General features: G+C 61.9%; 14 protein-coding genes. 10 read left to right on the top strand and 4 right to left on the bottom strand.

Annotation, left to right across the window (positions count from 1 at the left end):
• Positions 1 to 24: 24 nt before the first annotated feature.
• Positions 25 to 1,167, bottom strand: coding sequence for a 4-phosphoerythronate dehydrogenase PdxB (gene pdxB / locus D109_RS0112530; RefSeq protein ID WP_017477193.1), 1,143 nt, complete (start codon positions 1,165 to 1,167; stop codon positions 25 to 27).
• A gap of 189 nt (positions 1,168 to 1,356) precedes the next feature.
• Here pdxB and D109_RS0112525 point away from each other — a divergent pair, with 189 nt between their 5' ends.
• A complete protein-coding gene (locus D109_RS0112525) occupies positions 1,357 to 2,745 on the top strand; it encodes an MATE family efflux transporter (RefSeq protein ID WP_017477192.1) in 1,389 nt (462 codons plus the stop codon).
• Here D109_RS0112525 and tusA read toward each other — a convergent pair.
• Together tusA and rlmM are read right to left on the bottom strand one after the other, a co-directional pair.
• The gene (tusA, locus tag D109_RS0112520) at positions 2,742 to 2,993 is read right to left on the bottom strand and encodes a sulfurtransferase TusA (RefSeq protein WP_017477191.1); all 252 of its coding nucleotides are present in this window, start codon (positions 2,991 to 2,993) and stop codon (positions 2,742 to 2,744) included. The genes D109_RS0112525 and tusA overlap by 4 nt on opposite strands.
• 106 nt (positions 2,994 to 3,099) lie before the next feature.
• Positions 3,100 to 4,173, bottom strand: a complete 1,074-nt coding sequence (gene rlmM, locus D109_RS0112515; protein ID WP_017477190.1) for a 23S rRNA (cytidine(2498)-2'-O)-methyltransferase RlmM — start codon at positions 4,171 to 4,173, stop codon at positions 3,100 to 3,102.
• 191 nt (positions 4,174 to 4,364) lie between these two features.
• Here rlmM and acnA point away from each other — a divergent pair, with 191 nt between their 5' ends.
• From acnA to D109_RS0112500, 3 genes are all read left to right on the top strand, one after another.
• Positions 4,365 to 7,106, top strand: coding sequence for an aconitate hydratase AcnA (gene acnA / locus D109_RS0112510; protein ID WP_017477189.1), 2,742 nt, complete (start codon positions 4,365 to 4,367; stop codon positions 7,104 to 7,106).
• Positions 7,107 to 7,217: 111 nt separating this feature from the next.
• Positions 7,218 to 8,009, top strand: coding sequence for a CPBP family intramembrane glutamic endopeptidase (locus D109_RS0112505; protein ID WP_017477188.1), 792 nt, complete (start codon positions 7,218 to 7,220; stop codon positions 8,007 to 8,009).
• A gap of 84 nt (positions 8,010 to 8,093) precedes the next feature.
• Positions 8,094 to 9,659 carry a PAS domain-containing methyl-accepting chemotaxis protein gene (locus D109_RS0112500; RefSeq protein WP_017477187.1) on the top strand — a complete coding sequence of 522 codons (1,566 nt, stop codon included), beginning with the start codon at positions 8,094 to 8,096 and terminating at the stop codon, positions 9,657 to 9,659.
• Between the two features lie 108 nt (positions 9,660 to 9,767).
• Here the strand turns inward: D109_RS0112500 and D109_RS0112495 are convergent, their stop codons facing one another.
• Positions 9,768 to 10,463, bottom strand: coding sequence for an alpha/beta family hydrolase (locus D109_RS0112495; protein ID WP_017477186.1), 696 nt, complete (start codon positions 10,461 to 10,463; stop codon positions 9,768 to 9,770).
• A 79-nt stretch (positions 10,464 to 10,542) separates the two neighbouring features.
• Here D109_RS0112495 and ccoN (D109_RS0112490) point away from each other — a divergent pair, with 79 nt between their 5' ends.
• The 6 genes from ccoN (D109_RS0112490) (at position 10,543) to ccoO (D109_RS0112465) (ending at position 16,264) form a co-directional block, all read left to right on the top strand.
• The gene (gene ccoN / locus D109_RS0112490) at positions 10,543 to 11,967 is read left to right on the top strand and encodes a cytochrome-c oxidase, cbb3-type subunit I (protein WP_017477185.1); all 1,425 of its coding nucleotides are present in this window, start codon (positions 10,543 to 10,545) and stop codon (positions 11,965 to 11,967) included.
• A gap of 10 nt (positions 11,968 to 11,977) precedes the next feature.
• Entirely contained in the window at positions 11,978 to 12,586 is a 609-nt protein-coding gene (gene ccoO, locus D109_RS0112485; protein WP_010176375.1) for a cytochrome-c oxidase, cbb3-type subunit II, read from the top strand.
• A gap of 3 nt (positions 12,587 to 12,589) precedes the next feature.
• Positions 12,590 to 12,796 (top strand): cbb3-type cytochrome c oxidase subunit 3, encoded by a 207-nt coding sequence (locus D109_RS0112480; RefSeq protein WP_003219012.1) that lies wholly within the window; start codon positions 12,590 to 12,592, stop codon positions 12,794 to 12,796.
• A complete protein-coding gene (gene ccoP / locus D109_RS0112475) occupies positions 12,793 to 13,740 on the top strand; it encodes a cytochrome-c oxidase, cbb3-type subunit III (protein ID WP_017477184.1) in 948 nt (315 codons plus the stop codon). Before D109_RS0112480 ends, ccoP begins: the two co-directional genes overlap by 4 nt.
• A gap of 473 nt (positions 13,741 to 14,213) precedes the next feature.
• Positions 14,214 to 15,656, top strand: coding sequence for a cytochrome-c oxidase, cbb3-type subunit I (gene ccoN, locus D109_RS0112470; protein ID WP_017477183.1), 1,443 nt, complete (start codon positions 14,214 to 14,216; stop codon positions 15,654 to 15,656).
• Positions 15,656 to 16,264 carry a cytochrome-c oxidase, cbb3-type subunit II gene (gene ccoO / locus D109_RS0112465; RefSeq protein WP_003193167.1) on the top strand — a complete coding sequence of 203 codons (609 nt, stop codon included), beginning with the start codon at positions 15,656 to 15,658 and terminating at the stop codon, positions 16,262 to 16,264. The genes ccoN (D109_RS0112470) and ccoO (D109_RS0112465) overlap by 1 nt, the downstream gene beginning before the upstream one ends.
• Position 16,265 lies beyond the last annotated feature (1 nt).

Genomic DNA, 16,265 nt, shown 5'->3' with positions numbered 1-16,265 from the left:
TTGATGGCCGGGTTTTTTATGCCTTCAGATGGCCTGCGCGCCCAATGCCGCCACGATGTTAGACAAGGCCGCAGAGTCGCCGCTGATTCGCACCTTCAAACCCTCAATCTCGCGCCGCGGCGGGTAGAGCTTGCGCAGTTGGTCAAACGCCTTGCGCTGCTCGTCCACGGTGCCTACCAGGCTGCGGCGGAAATCCGCGTCGTCACGGCGCGGGTCGTACACGCCACGGCACAGGGCCGCCAGCGCCCAGGCCGGGTCGGTATTGGCGTTGAGGGTAACCTCGGCCAACCAGGGTTCCGGCAGCAAGTCGTTGAGTTGAATGATCGCCTCCTGGCCAAGATACCGGCATAACGCCTGGTAGATCTGCGCCGTACCGCGCTGCCTGCCGTCCAGGCTGTAGCCGGCGATATGCGGGGTGGCCAACACACACAAGTCGGCCAGGTCGACGTCCACCTGGGGCTCGCCTTCCCACACATCCAGCACGGCCTGCAGGTCTTCGCGTTCCAACAGCACCTCCTTGAGGGCGGCGTTGTCCACCACCGGACCACGGCTGGCGTTGATCAGCCAGGCGCCGGGCTTCAGTTGGTTGAGGCGCTCGCGGTCGAACAAGTGCCAGGTGGAACCGTTGCCGGATTTGTTCAGCGGCGTGTGCAGGCTGATCACATCACACTGCTCGACAATCTGCTCCAGGCTGACGTAATCACCGTCCTCGGCGATCTGCCGGGGCGGATCGCACACCAGCACCTTCCAGCCCAACGCCTTGAGCACCTTGACCAGGCGCCCGCCGACTTCACCGGCACCCACCACGCCATAGGTGCGTTGGGCCAGGTCGGCGCCTTCGATTTCGGCCAGGGTCAGCAGGCTGCCCAGCACATAGTCGACCACGCCACGGGCGTTGCAGCCGGGGGCGCTGGACCACTGGATGCCGGCGCGCTGGAAGTAATCAAGGTCGAGGTGGTCGGTGCCGATAGTGCAGGTGCCGACAAACCGCACGGGTGTGCCTTCGAGCAAAGCCCGGTTGACGTTGGTCACCGAACGCACCAGCAGCACATCGGCCTGTTCGATCGTCGCGCGGTCGATGGACCGGCCTGGAACCCGGCGAATCTCGCCAAATCCTTCGAAGAATGCATCGAGCAGCGGGATATTTTCGTCGGCAACAATCAGCATGGCAGGCTCCTTTCGCGGATCAGCAGTGTACAGCGGTTTTCCTTGTGGTGAGGGAGCAAGCTCCCTCGCCACAAAAAGCAATATTTGCGCTGGGCTGTGTTTACAAATCCACAACACAGGTTTTTTCCTGACCAACACGTCAAGGCGTAGAATGCGCCGTCCTGCGCTCCCCCTATCGGACATCCGTACGTGAACACTGCCACAACCACCACCGCCCTCTCCCGCCCCGCCCGCGTCAGCCTTGAAGTGCGCAATCTGCTGGCCCTGGCCCTGCCGATCATGATCGGGCAACTGGCGACCACCGCCATGGGCTTTGTCGATGCCGTGATGGCCGGGCGTGTGAGTTCCCGGGACCTGGCGGCAGTCGCCCTGGGCAACTCCATCTGGATCCCGGTGTACCTGCTGATGACCGGCACCCTGCTGGCCACCACACCGAAAGTCGCCCAACGCTTTGGTGCCGGCACCCACGGTGAAATCGGCCCGCTGGTGCGCCAGTCGATGTGGCTGGCACTGGTGGTGGGGATTACCGCGCTGCTGTTGCTGATCAGTGCCGAACCGATCCTGCATGTGATGAAGGTCGATCCCGAGCTGATCAAGCCGTGCATGGGCTACCTGCACGGCATCGCCTCGGGCATGCCGGCCATTGCGCTGTATTACGTGTTGCGCTGCTTCAGCGACGGCCTGGGCCGAACGCGGCCGAGCATGGTCATGGGCCTGTGCGGGCTGGCGCTGAATATTCCGCTGAACTATGTGTTCATCTACGGCCACTTCGGCGTGCCGGCCATGGGCGGCATCGGTTGTGGCTGGGCCACCGCGATCGTGATGTGGGTGATGATGCTCGGCCTGGCCGCCTGGACCCGCTGGGCGCCGGTGTATCAGAGCAGCGAGCTGTTCAAGCGTTTTGACTGGCCGCAATGGTCGGTGATCAAGCGCGTGCTGAGCATTGGTTTGCCCATCGGGATTGCGGTGTTTGCCGAGTCGAGCATCTTCGCGGTGATCGCGCTGCTGATCGGCAGCCTCGGCGCCACCGTGGTAGCCGGGCACCAGATTGCGCTGAACTTCAGCTCGCTGGTGTTCATGATCCCCTACTCCCTGAGCATGGCCGTCACCGTGCGCGTCGGCCAGGCCCTGGGCCGCGGCGAACCCCGTGAAGCGCGCTTCGCGGCAGGTGTCGGGATGGGCACGGCGCTGGTGTATGCCTGCCTGTCCTGCAGCCTGATGCTGTTGTTTCGCGAACAGATCGCCACCCTCTACACCCAGGACCCGCTGGTGATCCAGGTGGCGGCGATGCTGATTGTGTTTGCGGCGCTGTTTCAGTTCTCGGACGCGATCCAGGTCACGGCCGCCGGCGCGTTGCGCGGTTACCAGGACACACGGGTGACCATGGTGCTGACGCTGTTTGCGTATTGGGGCGTGGGCTTGCCGGTGGGCTACGCGCTGGGGCTGACCGAGTGGCTGGGCCAGGCGCGCGGCCCGAGCGGCTTGTGGCAGGGGCTGATCGTGGGCCTGAGCTGTGCGGCGGCGATGCTGGTAATCCGCCTGGTGCGCAGTGCACGCAAGCGGATTCGCAGGGCCTAAGCGGACTTCTTGCGGATCCAGTACAGGTAAGTGCCCGCCTGTTCCTGCTGGCCCACCAGCTCATGGTCGAGAAACACGCAGAACTTGGGAATATCGCGACGGGTCGACGGATCGGTCGCGATCACCTTGAGCAAGCCGCCGGGCGCCAGGTCACGGATGTGCTGGTGCAGCATCATCACCGGTTCGGGGCAGTTTAGGCCGGTGGCGTCAAGGACGGCATCGACGGGCAAATCAGGGGTCAGGCTCATGGTCTACTCCTAAACAGGCCGGCATTTTAGCGGTAATGCGGGGCGCCAGGTAGTCAGCGGCGCCCTCGAGGTTTTCGCGAGCGAGCTCGCTCCTACAGGGGACGGGTTACCGGGCCTTTGGCTTCTTCACATCCAACCGGCGTAAATGGCAGGTCACTTCTTCACGGTCGTGGTACAGCTGCTTGCAGCCAATCTCCACCCGAACGCCCCGTTCCTTGAAGCCTTCCGCGATGCGTTCAAGCAGGCGCTTCACTTCGGCATAACGCTGCTTCATCGGCAACTTCAGGTTGACCACCGCCTCGCGGCAATGCCCCTCGCCAATCCAGGTTTCCAGCAGGGCCGCGTTACGCGCCGGTTTCTCGACGATGTCGCAGACCATCCAGTCCACCGGCTGCTTGGGGGTGTAGATGAAGCCGTCGGCCATCAAGTGCTGTACCAGGCCGGTGTCCATCAGGCTTTCGGCCATCGGGCCATTGTCGATGGCGGTCACCAGCATGCCACGGTTGACCAATTGCCAGGTCCAGCCCCCAGGCGCTGCGCCGAGGTCGACGCCGGTCATGTCGCTGTGCAGACGCTCGTCCCACTGATCACGAGGGATAAAGTGGTGCCAGGCCTCCTCCAGCTTCAAGGTCGAACGGCTTGGCGCGTCTCGCGGGAATTTCAGGCGAGGGATGCCCATCGGCCACATGGCCGAGTTGTTCGACTCGGCCAGTCCCATGAACACTTCGCGGCCACTCTTGAAGGTCAACAGCAGGCGCGGCTTGCTGGCGTCTTCCACCAGCTTGCCGGCGGCCATCAATGCTTTGCGCAGGTGCACTTCGAATTTCTTGCAGAAGTTCGACAGCTCCTTGCCATCGTTGGTGTCGACCATTTCCAGCCACAGGCTGCCGCACACCGGGAAATCCCGCAGGTGCGCCAGGATCACGCTGATGCGGTCGGTTTCCGGCAAATCGATGAACACCCCGCGCGCCCACTGCCTTGGGAAGATCAGCTCGGCAAAGCGTTGGCCGCGCATCAGGCGCTGGGCGCCGTCTTCTTCGGTGCAGACAAATTCGGCGCAGGCGCTGCCGGTCTTGGCTTTGGCATAGCCCGAAACGTTCAGGCGAGCGGCGTGTTCCGCGATCTCGGAACAGACTTCGCCTTCAAAACCCGGGCGGCAGTGCATAAAAAGGGTGTTCATCAACTCTCCTGGATCACGGGCGTGCTATAGCGCAATGCCTGTCATGAAAACGCGCGCATGATAGCCGAGTTCGGAACCTTGGACTTATTGATAGAGTCCAGTAATTAGCCAGCTACTTAAAACAGGGCTAATTTATAAGCTCTGTTCGTCCCGTCAGGTCCGTAGCCGTGCGGACCATAAGGAGTCATGTAATGTCATCCCTTGATAGTCTGAGAACCCTTAAAACCTTACAGATCGACGACAAGACCTATCACTACTTCAGCCTGCCCGAAGCCGCCAAGAGCCTGGGTGATCTGGACAAGCTGCCGATGTCCCTCAAGGTGCTGCTGGAAAACCTGCTGCGCTGGGAAGACGAAAAGACCGTCACCGGCGCCGACCTCAAGGCCATTGCCGCCTGGCTCAAGGAGCGCCGCTCCGACCGCGAGATCCAATACCGACCCGCCCGGGTGCTGATGCAGGACTTTACCGGCGTGCCCGCCGTAGTCGACCTGGCTGCCATGCGCGCCGCCGTGGCCAAGGCCGGCGGCGACCCGCAGCGCATCAACCCGCTGTCCCCGGTGGACCTGGTGATCGACCACTCGGTGATGGTCGACAAGTTCGCCACCACCGGCGCCTTCCAGGAAAACGTCGACATCGAAATGCAGCGCAACGGCGAACGCTACGCCTTCCTGCGCTGGGGCCAGAGTGCCTTCGACAACTTCAGCGTAGTGCCACCGGGCACCGGCATCTGCCACCAGGTCAACCTGGAATACCTCGGCCGCACCGTCTGGACCAAGGATGAAGACGGCCGCACCTACGCCTTCCCCGACACCCTGGTAGGCACCGACTCCCACACCACCATGATCAACGGCCTCGGCGTACTGGGCTGGGGCGTGGGCGGAATCGAAGCAGAGGCCGCGATGCTCGGGCAGCCGGTGTCGATGCTGATCCCGGAAGTGATCGGCTTCAAGCTCACCGGCAAACTGAAGGAAGGCATCACCGCCACCGACTTGGTGCTGACCGTCACCCAGATGCTGCGTAAAAAAGGTGTGGTCGGGAAATTCGTCGAATTCTATGGCGACGGCCTGGCCGACCTGCCACTCGCCGACCGTGCCACCATCGCCAACATGGCCCCGGAATACGGCGCCACTTGCGGCTTCTTCCCGGTGGACGACGTGACTCTGGACTACCTGCGCCTGTCGGGCCGTCCTGCGGAAACCGTCAAGCTGGTGGAGGCATATACCAAAGCCCAGGGCCTGTGGCGCAATGCAGGCCAGGAACCGATCTTCACCGACAGCCTGGCCCTGGACATGGGCAGCGTCGAAGCCAGCCTCGCGGGGCCAAAACGCCCTCAAGACCGTGTTTCCCTGCCAAACGTCGGCCAAGCCTTCAGCGACTTCCTCGACCTGCAATTCAAACCGACCAACAAGGAAGAAGGCCGCCTGGAAAGTGAAGGCGGTGGCGGTGTTGCGGTGGGCAACGCCGACCTGATCGGTGAAGCCGACTACGACTTCGAAGGCCAGACCTATCGCCTGAAAAACGGCGCGGTGGTGATCGCCGCGATTACCTCCTGCACCAACACCTCCAACCCCAGCGTGATGATGGCGGCGGGCTTGGTGGCGAAAAAGGCCGTGGAGAAAGGACTGAAGAGCAAGCCATGGGTGAAAACGTCCCTGGCACCCGGCTCCAAGGTGGTCACCGACTACTACAAAGCGGCGGGGCTGACCCAATACCTCGACAAGCTGGGCTTCGACCTGGTGGGTTATGGCTGCACCACCTGCATCGGCAACTCCGGCCCGCTGCCCGAGCCGATCGAAAAAGCCATCCAGAAAGCCGACCTGGCGGTAGCGTCGGTGCTTTCGGGCAACCGTAACTTTGAAGGCCGGGTGCACCCACTGGTGAAAACCAACTGGCTGGCGTCCCCGCCCCTGGTGGTGGCCTATGCCTTGGCCGGCACCGTGCGCATGGACATCAGCAGCGAACCGCTGGGCACCGGCTCTGACGGCAAACCGGTGTACCTGCGGGACATCTGGCCCAGCAGCAAGGAAATCGCCGACGCCGTCGCGCAAGTCAGTACCCAGATGTTCCACAAGGAATATGCCGAAGTGTTTGCCGGCGACGAACAGTGGCAAGCCATTGAAGTGCCGCAGGCCGCCACCTACGTGTGGCAAAAGGACTCCACCTACATCCAGCACCCACCGTTCTTTGACGACATTGGCGGCCCGCTGCCGGTGATCGAGGACGTCAAGGGCGCCAACGTGCTGGCATTGCTGGGGGACTCGGTGACCACCGACCACATCTCCCCCGCCGGTAACATCAAGACCGACAGCCCGGCCGGCAAATACCTGCGCGAGCAAGGCGTCGAACCGCGGGACTTCAACTCCTACGGCTCACGTCGCGGCAACCATGAAGTGATGATGCGCGGCACCTTCGCCAACATCCGCATCCGCAACGAAATGCTCGGCGGTGAGGAAGGCGGCAACACGATCTACATCCCTACCGGCGAGAAAATGCCGATCTACGATGCCGCCATGAAGTACCAGGCCTCGGGCACGCCGCTGGTGGTGATCGCCGGCCAGGAATACGGTACCGGCTCAAGCCGCGACTGGGCGGCCAAGGGCACCAACCTGCTGGGGGTCAAGGCGGTGATCGCCGAGAGTTTCGAGCGGATTCACCGCTCCAACCTGGTAGGCATGGGCGTGCTGCCCCTGCAGTTCAAGCTGGACCAGAACCGCAAGGCCCTCAAGCTGACCGGCAAGGAGAAGATCGACATCCTCGGGCTGACCCACGCCGAGATCGAGCCGCGCATGAACCTGACGCTGGTGATCACCCGTGAAGATGGCAGCAGCGAGAAGGTCGAAGTGCTGTGCCGCATCGACACCCTGAATGAGGTCGAGTACTTCAAGGCGGGCGGGATCCTGCACTACGTGTTGCGGCAGTTGATTGCCTCGTAACTGACACGCGCTACACAAAACACCGCCTCCCGAGGCGGTGTTTTCATTTTTACCGTGGACGACGGTCGTTATACTGCCGCCCTCAGATTTTGACGGTCACAAGGATTTCCCATGCTTGCATTGCCATGGCTGTACCTGGCGCTTCTTTCCATTGGCTATGTATTCGCCTTGAGCTACGGGCAATTGGGTTTGATGGCGGCGTTGTCCGTCGCCATGTTGCTGTTGGCAGGATTTGCCGTGCGCCAGCAGCGAAACCCTTGGGTGCGCTATCTCGGCCACGGCCTGTTTATCGTGCTGGCGCTGGGGTTGGCCATGCATTGGCTGCCGGGCTTCTACAACGGTCGCGGGATCGCACCGCAGCGCTTTACCGCCGACGCCGTACCTTTTTCGATGTACCTGAACCAGGACAAACCGCTGATCGGCTTCTGGCTGCTGCTGGCCTGCCCGTGGATTGTGGCGCGCCGGTCATTGCGCCTGTCGATCTATGCCACGGCACTGGCATTGACCCTGACGGCGATTGCCGCACTGGGCGGTGCTGCGTTGCTGGGGGTTATCAGTTGGGCGCCGAAGTGGCCGGAGCAGGCGTGGCTGTGGGTGCTGAACAACCTGCTGCTGGTGACGCTGGTGGAGGAAGCGCTGTTTCGCGGGTATATCCAGGGTGGGTTGAGCCGGCGGTTCAAGCAGTTGCCCTATGGTGAAAACCTCGCGCTGTTACTGGCAGCGCTTTTGTTCGGCCTGGTCCACCTGGGCGCAGGCTGGCAGTGGACCCTGCTGGCAACCATCGCCGGCCTGGGATACGGCCTGGCGTATCGCTTTGGTGGGTTGGGCGCGGCGATCGTCACGCACTTCGGCTTGAACCTGCTGCATTTCGGGTTGTTTACCTATCCGATGCTGGCGGGCTGAGGCTGAGCCGATTGTTGCAAAAATAAGTTAAATAAAACCCCGTAGCGGCCGACAACCCATCAAAGCCTTGCGGATTGAACAATCATGCGTAATAACCAACCCGTTACCCAGCGCGAACGTACCTTCCCCGCTCAGCAACGGTTGATCTCCACCACGGATGCCAAAGGCGTGATCACCTACTGCAACGACGCCTTTGTCGAGATCAGTGGGTTTTCCCATGACGAACTGTTGCGTGCCCCGCACAACCTGGTTCGTCATCCGGATGTTCCGGCGGCAGTGTTCGCACACATGTGGTCGACGCTCAAACAAGGCTTGCCATGGATGGGCATCGTCAAGAACCGCTGCAAGAGCGGTGATCACTATTGGGTCAACGCCTATGTGACACCGGTCTTCGACGGCAATCAGGTGATCGGCTACGAGTCGGTGCGGGTCAAGCCCACCGCCGAGCAGATCCGCCGTGCCGAAGCGCTTTACCAGCGTATCAACCAGGGCAAGCCGGCCATCCCGCGCCGTGACAAGTGGCTGCCGGTGTTGCAGGACTGGATGCCGTTTATCCTGGTCAGCCAGTTGAGCTTTCTGATTGGCGCCTGGCTCAATTCCCACTGGGGCTTTGCCCTGGCCGCCGCGCTGTCGGTACCACTGGGCCTGTTGGGCCTGAGCTGGCAACAGCGCGGGCTCAAGCGTTTGCTGCGCCTGGCCGAACAGACCACGTCCGACCCGCTGATTGCGCAGATGTACACCGACAGCCGCGGCGCCCAGGCACGCCTGGAGATGTCGATCCTCAGCCAGGAAGCGCGCCTGAAGACGTGTCTTACCCGTTTGCAGGACACGGCTGAGCACCTTAACTCCCAGGCGGCGCAGTCCAATACCCTGGCGCATAACAGCTCCAGCGGTCTTGAACGCCAACGTGTGGAAACCGAACAGGTGGCTACCGCAGTCAACCAGATGGCCGCGACGACCCAGGAAGTCGCCAGCCACGTGCAACGCACCGCCGATGCCACCCAGGAAGCCAATCGCCTGACCGGCCGTGGCCGTGATATCGCCGGCGAAACCCGCGAGGCGATTCAGCGCCTGTCGGTAGCGGTCGGGGAAACCGGCGTGACCGTGACCCAGCTGGCCAAGGACAGCGATGAAATCGGCGGCGTGGTGGACGTGATCAAGGGCATCGCCGACCAGACCAACCTGCTGGCACTGAACGCGGCCATCGAAGCGGCCCGTGCCGGCGAGATGGGCCGGGGCTTTGCGGTAGTGGCCGACGAAGTGCGGCAATTGGCCCAGCGTACCAGCGAGTCCACCGGGCAGATTCACGCGCTGATCGCCAAGCTGCAACAGACCGCCAATGCCGCCGTTCAGATCATGGACGCCGGGCATCGCCAGGCGGAGGAAGGTGTGGCACGGGTGATGGAGGCGGACCAGGCGCTGGTCGGGATCAGCGAGGCGGTGGCGCACATCACTGATATGACGGCGCAGATTGCGGCGGCGACCGAAGAGCAGAGCTCGGTGGCGGAAGAAATCAGCCGTAATATCAGCACCATTGCGTTGCTGGCGGACCAGACGTCGGAACAGGCGCTGAACTCGGCGCAGTTGAGTGAAGAGCTGACGCATACCGCCAATACCCAGTACTCGCTGGTGGAACGGTTTAACCGGTAATCGACTCACCTGTGGCGAGGGAGCTTGCTCCCGCTGGAGTGCGCAGCGCTCCCTGGATTTTGGGGCCGCTACGCAGCCCAGCGGGAGCAAGCTCCCTCGCCACAGGTTTCACTCAAGACCAGCGAGAAACCCCGAGACTGCCACCGCCGCAGCCTCCAGATGCTGCTCATGGCTAAACCCCGAAGCCTTCAACGGCTTCAAATCATGATCCCCCGCCACCCGCCACATCACCTCGATACTCGGCGACAACACATACCCTTCCACCGCCGCCCGATTGCCCAGCGCATCCCGCTCGCCCTGCACAATCAACGTCGGCGTCTTCAGCCCGGCCAGATGCTCGGTCCGGGGTTTCTCCGGTTTTCCCACCGCATAAAACGGATAACCCAGGCACACCAGCGCATCCGCGCCCAATTCATCCGCCAGCAAACTGGCCATCCGCCCGCCCATGGACTTGCCGCCCACCGCCAGTTTCCCAGCGACATGACGTCGCACCTCGGCATACACCTCACGCCAGCACTCCAGCAGTTTCGGGGCTGGATTGGGTGGGCGTTTACCGCCGTCCACACGACGCTGGGCCATGTACGGAAACTCGAAGCGCAACACGTTCACGCCATGCCCGGCAAGGCGTGCAGCCATGTCGTTCATGAAGCCCGAGTCCATCGGCGCGCCCGCACCGTGGGCCAGGATCAGCGCCGCGGGCGTACGCGCGATAGACCCTGTCGCGGCATCCCACAACCAGCCGCGTTCCCGCACACACTGCGCCCATTGATCCCCGTCAATACTGGCCTTGTGCTCTTTGCCCATGCTTGCCTCGCTTTTTAGTCTGCCTATAACTCCAGCCCAAGTGCCGCATTTGCTTGGGTTGAACCGTGGATGGGGAACCATGAACACTACTTTAAGTACCGCCTATAACTACAAGGTGGTCCGCCAATTCGCCATTATGACGGTGGTGTGGGGCATCGTCGGCATGGGGCTCGGGGTTTTTCTCGCAGCCCAGTTGGTATGGCCCGAACTCAACTTCAATTTGCCCTGGACCAGTTTCGGCCGTTTGCGCCCACTGCACACCAACGCGGTGATCTTTGCCTTTGGCGGTTGCGCGCTGTTTGCCAGCTCCTTCTACTCGGTGCAACGCACCTGCCAGACCCAGCTGTTCGCGCCCAAACTCGCGCAGTTCTGCTTCTGGGGCTGGCAGTTGGTGATTGTGCTGGCCGCGATCAGCTTGCCGCTGGGCTACACCACCTCCAAGGAATACGCCGAGCTGGAATGGCCGATCGCCATTCTCATCGCCGTGGTCTGGGTGGCCTACGGCGTCGTGTTCTTCGGCACGGTGATGAAGCGCAACACCAAGCATATCTACGTCGGTAACTGGTTCTTCGGTGCGTTCATCATCACCGTGGCTATCCTGCACATCGTCAACCACGCGTCCCTGCCGGTGAGCTGGACCAAGTCCTACTCGGCCTACGGCGGTGCGACGGATGCCATGGTGCAGTGGTGGTACGGGCATAACGCGGTAGGCTTTTTCCTCACCGCAGGCTTCCTCGGGATGATGTACTACTTCGTGCCGAAACAGGCCGAACGTCCGGTGTATTCCTATCGCCTGTCCATCGTGCACTTCTGGGCACTGATCACCCTGTACATCTGGGCCGGCCCCCACCACTTGCACTACACCGCGTTGCCGGACTGGGCACAGTCCCTGGGCATGGTGATGTCGCTGGTGCTGCTGGCACCGAGCTGGGGCGGGATGATCAACGGCATGATGACCTTGTCGGGCGCCTGGCATAAGTTGCGCAGCGACCCGATCCTGCGCTTCCTGGTGGTGTCTCTCGCGTTCTACGGCATGTCGACCTTCGAAGGGCCGATGATGGCCATCAAGACGGTCAACGCCCTCTCCCACTACACCGACTGGACCATCGGCCACGTACACGCCGGCGCCCTCGGTTGGGTCGCGATGATTTCCATCGGCGCGCTGTACCACATGATCCCGAAAGTCTTCGGTCGCGAGCAGATGTACAGCGTCGGCCTGATCAACGCGCACTTCTGGCTGGCCACCATCGGCACCGTGCTCTACATCGCTTCGATGTGGGTCAACGGCATTGCCCAGGGCCTGATGTGGCGTGCGGTCAACGAAGACGGCACCTTGACCTACTCCTTCGTCGAAACCCTGGTGGCCAGCCACCCAGGCTTCATCGTGCGGCTGGTGGGTGGGGCGATCTTCCTCAGCGGCATGTTCCTGATGGCTTACAACACGTGGCGCACCGTGCGTTCGGCACAACCCGCCGAAGTCGCCGCTGCGGCGCAGATGGCCTGAGGAGTCGATGATGAAACACGAAACCATTGAAAAGAACGTCGGCCTGCTGATGCTGCTGATGGTGCTCGCCGTGAGTATCGGCGGACTGACCCAGATTGTGCCGCTGTTCTTCCAAGACGTGACCAACAAGCCGGTGGAAGGCATGAAGCCCTACACCGCGCTGCAACTGGAAGGCCGCGACATCTACATCCGCGAAGGTTGCGTACAGTGCCACTCGCAGATGATCCGCCCGTTCCGCGCCGAAACCGAGCGCTACGGCCACTACTCGGTGGCCGGTGAAAGCGTGTGGGATCACCCCTTCCTGTGGGGCTCCAAGCGCACCGGGCCGGACCTGGCCCGCGTCGGCGCTCGCTACTCGGACGACTGGCACCGCGCGCACTTGTACAACCCGCGCAACGTGGTGCCGGAATCGAAGATGCCAGCGTACCCATGGCTGGTCACCGCTCCGGTCGACAGCAGCCACACCGAGACCAAGCTCAAAGTGATGCGCACCCTCGGCGTGCCGTACACCGACGACGACATCGCCGGCGCCGTGGCCACCCTCAAGGGCAAGACCGAGATGGACGCACTGGTTTCCTACCTGCAAGTGCTCGGCACTGCCATCAAGAGCAAGAGGTGAGCCATGGGATTTGAATTCGATGCTGGAACCATCCGCGGCCTCGGCACGCTGGTCGTGGCCATCGCCTTCATCGGCCTGTCGCTGTGGGTGTTCAACTCCCGGCGCAACGCGGAGTTCGCCGAGGCCTGCCTGCTGCCGTTTGCCGATGAACCGCTACCGCCAACCCCCGACGCTCAAGAAGAGCCTGCAACAAGGAGCAACCGGCCATGACTACCTTCTGGAGTACATGGATCTGTGTACTGACCCTCGGCAGCCTGATCGGCCTGACCTGGCTGTTGATCGGCACCCGCAAGGGCGAGACCAAGGGCAGCGTGGACCAGACCATGGGCCACGCCTTCGACGGGATCGAGGAGTACGACAACCCGCTGCCGCAATGGTGGTTCATGCTGTTCGCCGGCACCCTGGTGTTTGCGGTCGGCTACCTGATTCTCTACCCGGGCCTGGGCAACTGGAAAGGCGTGCTGCCGGGCTATGAAGACGGCTGGACCTCGGCCAAGGAATGGGACAAGGAAATGGCCAAGGCCGACACCAAGTTCGGGCCGATCTTCGCCAAATTCGCGGCCATGCCCGTGGAAGAAGTCGCCAAGGACCCGCAAGCGCTGAAAATGGGCGGTCGCCTGTTTGCCTCCAACTGCGCGGTGTGCCACGGCTCGGATGCCAAGGGCGCCTATGGCTTCCCGAACCTGGCGGACAACATCTGGCGCTGGGGCGGTTCGGCGGACGCCATCAAGATGACCATCATGAATGGTCGTCATGCCGCGATGCCGGCTTGGGGTGAAGTGCTGGGCGAAGACGGTGTGAAAAACGTCGCGGCCTATGTGCGCCATGAACTGGCGGGCCTGCCGTTGCCGGCGGACAGCACCGCTGACGTCGCGGCGGGCCAAGTGACGTTCAGCACCACCTGTGTCGCCTGCCACGGTCCGCAAGGCCATGGTGTGGAAGCCATGGGCGCACCGAACCTCACGCAACCCAGTGGCTTTATCTACGGCACCAGCCTGGCACAGCTGCAGCAGACCATTCGCCACGGTCGCCAAGGCCAGATGCCCGCGCAGGAAGCGCTGCAAGGCAATGACAAGGTGCATTTGCTTGCGGCCTACGTCTACAGCCTGTCCCATAACGCCGATGGCGCAACGCCTGACAGCCAACCCAAGTAATCCTGCACTCCCCAAAAGCCGCGCCTGATTCAGGTGCGGCTTTTTTGCGACCCATTGTCGCACCCTTCCGATCAGCGACTTTCCCCTCCTGCCATTCGGGTCTACGCTTGTTTGCACAGTGGACCGGCATTGGCCGGTCGATGGCCGACTTGCACTCGATGGGTTGAAACATTTCTGCTCGATGACAGGCGCAAAGGCTGGTACTTACCGGCTGTCGTGCCACTGACCACTCGTCACCCGAGCGGCTTGTTTACACACACTCAGTTACAAGTACCTTCGACCCGCTTAAAATCCTGTCCAAGTCGTCAGCTTTTAACCCTGAATTTTGTCCTTACGCCAAACATGGAAAGGGCGCAGAATCTGGTTTGGAACGCATTGACGCAGGTCACCTTGCGTTGCAATGGAATCTTGCTTTCTCCATACTTGCGACCGATTTTTACCCTATAAAAAAACCTAAACCGTGGAACCTTAGAATGAGCACAGCAATCAGTCCGACTGCTTATAACTATAAGGTAGTCCGCCAGTTCGCCATCATGACGGTGGTCTGGGGGATCCTTGGCATGGGGCTCGGTGTCTTCATCGCCTCGCAACTGGTTTGGCCAGAGTTGAACTTTGGCCTGCCATGGACGACGTTTGGACGCCTGCGCCCGTTGCACACCAACCTGGTGATTTTTGCCTTCGGTGGATGTGCACTGTTTGCCACTTCTTACTACGTCGTGCAGCGAACCTGCCAAACGCGACTGATTTCCGATGCATTGGCTGCCTTTACCTTCTGGGGCTGGCAAGCGGTCATCGTTGGCGCGATCATCACCCTGCCGCTGGGCTACACCACCACCAAGGAATACGCTGAGCTGGAATGGCCGATCGCCATTTTGCTGGCGATTGTCTGGGTGACCTACGCGGTGGTGTTCTTCGGCACCATCGTCAAGCGCAAGACCAAGCACATCTACGTCGGCAACTGGTTCTACGGGGCGTTTATCCTGGTGACGGCGATGCTGCACATCGTCAACCACGCCTCCTTGCCGGTGAGCTTCTTCAAGTCCTACTCGGCCTACGCCGGGGCGACGGACGCGATGATCCAGTGGTGGTACGGCCACAACGCCGTAGGCTTCTTCCTCACCACCGGCTTCCTGGGGATGATGTACTACTTCGTGCCGAAACAGGCCGAGCGTCCGATCTACTCCTATCGCCTGTCCATCGTGCACTTCTGGGCGCTGATCACCCTGTACATCTGGGCCGGTCCGCACCACCTGCACTACACCGCGTTGCCGGACTGGGCCCAGTCCCTGGGCATGGCCATGTCGATTATCCTGCTGGCCCCCAGCTGGGGCGGCATGATCAACGGCATGATGACCCTGTCGGGCGCCTGGCATAAATTGCGCACCGACCCGATCCTGCGGTTCCTGGTGGTCTCCCTGGCGTTCTACGGCATGTCGACCTTCGAAGGCCCGATGATGGCCATCAAGACCGTCAACTCGCTGTCCCACTACACCGACTGGACCATCGGCCACGTACACGCCGGCGCCCTCGGTTGGGTAGCGATGATCTCCATCGGTGCGCTGTACCACATGACCCCGAAACTGTTCGGCCGGGCGCAGATGCACAGCGTCAGCCTGATCAACACGCACTTCTGGCTGGCCACCATCGGTACCGTGCTCTACATCGCCTCGATGTGGGTCAACGGCATCACCCAAGGCCTGATGTGGCGTGCGATCAACGACGACGGCACCCTTACTTACTCCTTCGTCGAAGGGCTGCAAGCCAGCCATCCGGGTTACATCGTGCGCGCCCTGGGCGGTGCGATCTTTGCCAGCGGCATGCTGTTCATGGCCTACAACGTGTGGCGCACCGTGCGTGCCTCCGACCCAGTAGAAGCCGAAGCCGCTACCAAGATCGCCGTTGTGGGAGCTCACTGATGAAGCATGAAGTAGTCGAGAAGAATATCGGCCTGCTGGCCTTTTTCATGGTCATCGCCGTGAGTATCGGCGGCCTGACCCAGATCGTTCCGCTGTTTTTCCAGGACGTGACCAACAAGCCGGTGGAAGGCATGAAGCCGCGCACCGCCCTTGAACTGGAAGGCCGCGACGTCTACATCGCCAACGGTTGTGTCGGCTGCCACTCGCAGATGATCCGCCCGTTCCGCGCCGAAACCGAACGCTACGGCCACTACTCGGTGGCCGGTGAAAGCGTGTGGGACCACCCGTTCCTGTGGGGTTCCAAGCGTACCGGCCCGGACCTGGCCCGTGTCGGCGGTCGCTACTCCGATGACTGGCAGCGTGCGCACTTGTACAACCCGCGCAACGTGGTGCCCGAGTCGAAGATGCCGGCGTACCCGTTCCTGGTCGAAAACAAACTCGACGGCAAGGACACCGCCAAGAAGATGGAAGTCTTGCGCACCCTCGGCGTGCCCTACACCGACGAAGACATCGCCGGCGCGGCAGCTGCCGTGAAGGGCAAGACCGAAATGGACGCACTGGTGGCCTACTTGCAAGGCCTTGGCACCATCATCAAAAGCAAACGGTGAT

The sequence above is a fragment of the Pseudomonas sp. PAMC 26793 genome, assembly GCF_000313235.1.
GTDB lineage: Bacteria > Pseudomonadota > Gammaproteobacteria > Pseudomonadales > Pseudomonadaceae > Aquipseudomonas > Aquipseudomonas yamanorum.
The sequence above is the reverse complement of the archived record's forward strand: the minus strand, read 5'-3'. Positions and strand labels throughout refer to the sequence as shown.

Bases quoted from the DNA above. Each gene is read 5' to 3' on its own strand.
- pdxB (WP_017477193.1), bottom strand. From the start codon at position 1,167: ATGCTGATTGTTGCCGACGAAAATATCCCGCTGCTCGATGCATTCTTC.
- D109_RS0112495 (WP_017477186.1), bottom strand. From the start codon at position 10,463: ATGGGCAAAGAGCACAAGGCCAGTATTGACGGGGATCAATGGGCGCAG.
- ccoO (WP_003193167.1), top strand. From the start codon at position 15,656: ATGAAGCATGAAGTAGTCGAGAAGAATATCGGCCTGCTGGCCTTTTTC.
- ccoN (WP_017477185.1), top strand. From the start codon at position 10,543: ATGAACACTACTTTAAGTACCGCCTATAACTACAAGGTGGTCCGCCAA.
- acnA (WP_017477189.1), top strand. From the start codon at position 4,365: ATGTCATCCCTTGATAGTCTGAGAACCCTTAAAACCTTACAGATCGAC.
- D109_RS0112505 (WP_017477188.1), top strand. From the start codon at position 7,218: ATGCTTGCATTGCCATGGCTGTACCTGGCGCTTCTTTCCATTGGCTAT.
- ccoO (WP_010176375.1), top strand. From the start codon at position 11,978: ATGAAACACGAAACCATTGAAAAGAACGTCGGCCTGCTGATGCTGCTG.
- rlmM (WP_017477190.1), bottom strand. From the start codon at position 4,173: ATGAACACCCTTTTTATGCACTGCCGCCCGGGTTTTGAAGGCGAAGTC.
- tusA (WP_017477191.1), bottom strand. From the start codon at position 2,993: ATGAGCCTGACCCCTGATTTGCCCGTCGATGCCGTCCTTGACGCCACC.
- ccoN (WP_017477183.1), top strand. From the start codon at position 14,214: ATGAGCACAGCAATCAGTCCGACTGCTTATAACTATAAGGTAGTCCGC.
- D109_RS0112480 (WP_003219012.1), top strand. From the start codon at position 12,590: ATGGGATTTGAATTCGATGCTGGAACCATCCGCGGCCTCGGCACGCTG.
- ccoP (WP_017477184.1), top strand. From the start codon at position 12,793: ATGACTACCTTCTGGAGTACATGGATCTGTGTACTGACCCTCGGCAGC.
- D109_RS0112500 (WP_017477187.1), top strand. From the start codon at position 8,094: ATGCGTAATAACCAACCCGTTACCCAGCGCGAACGTACCTTCCCCGCT.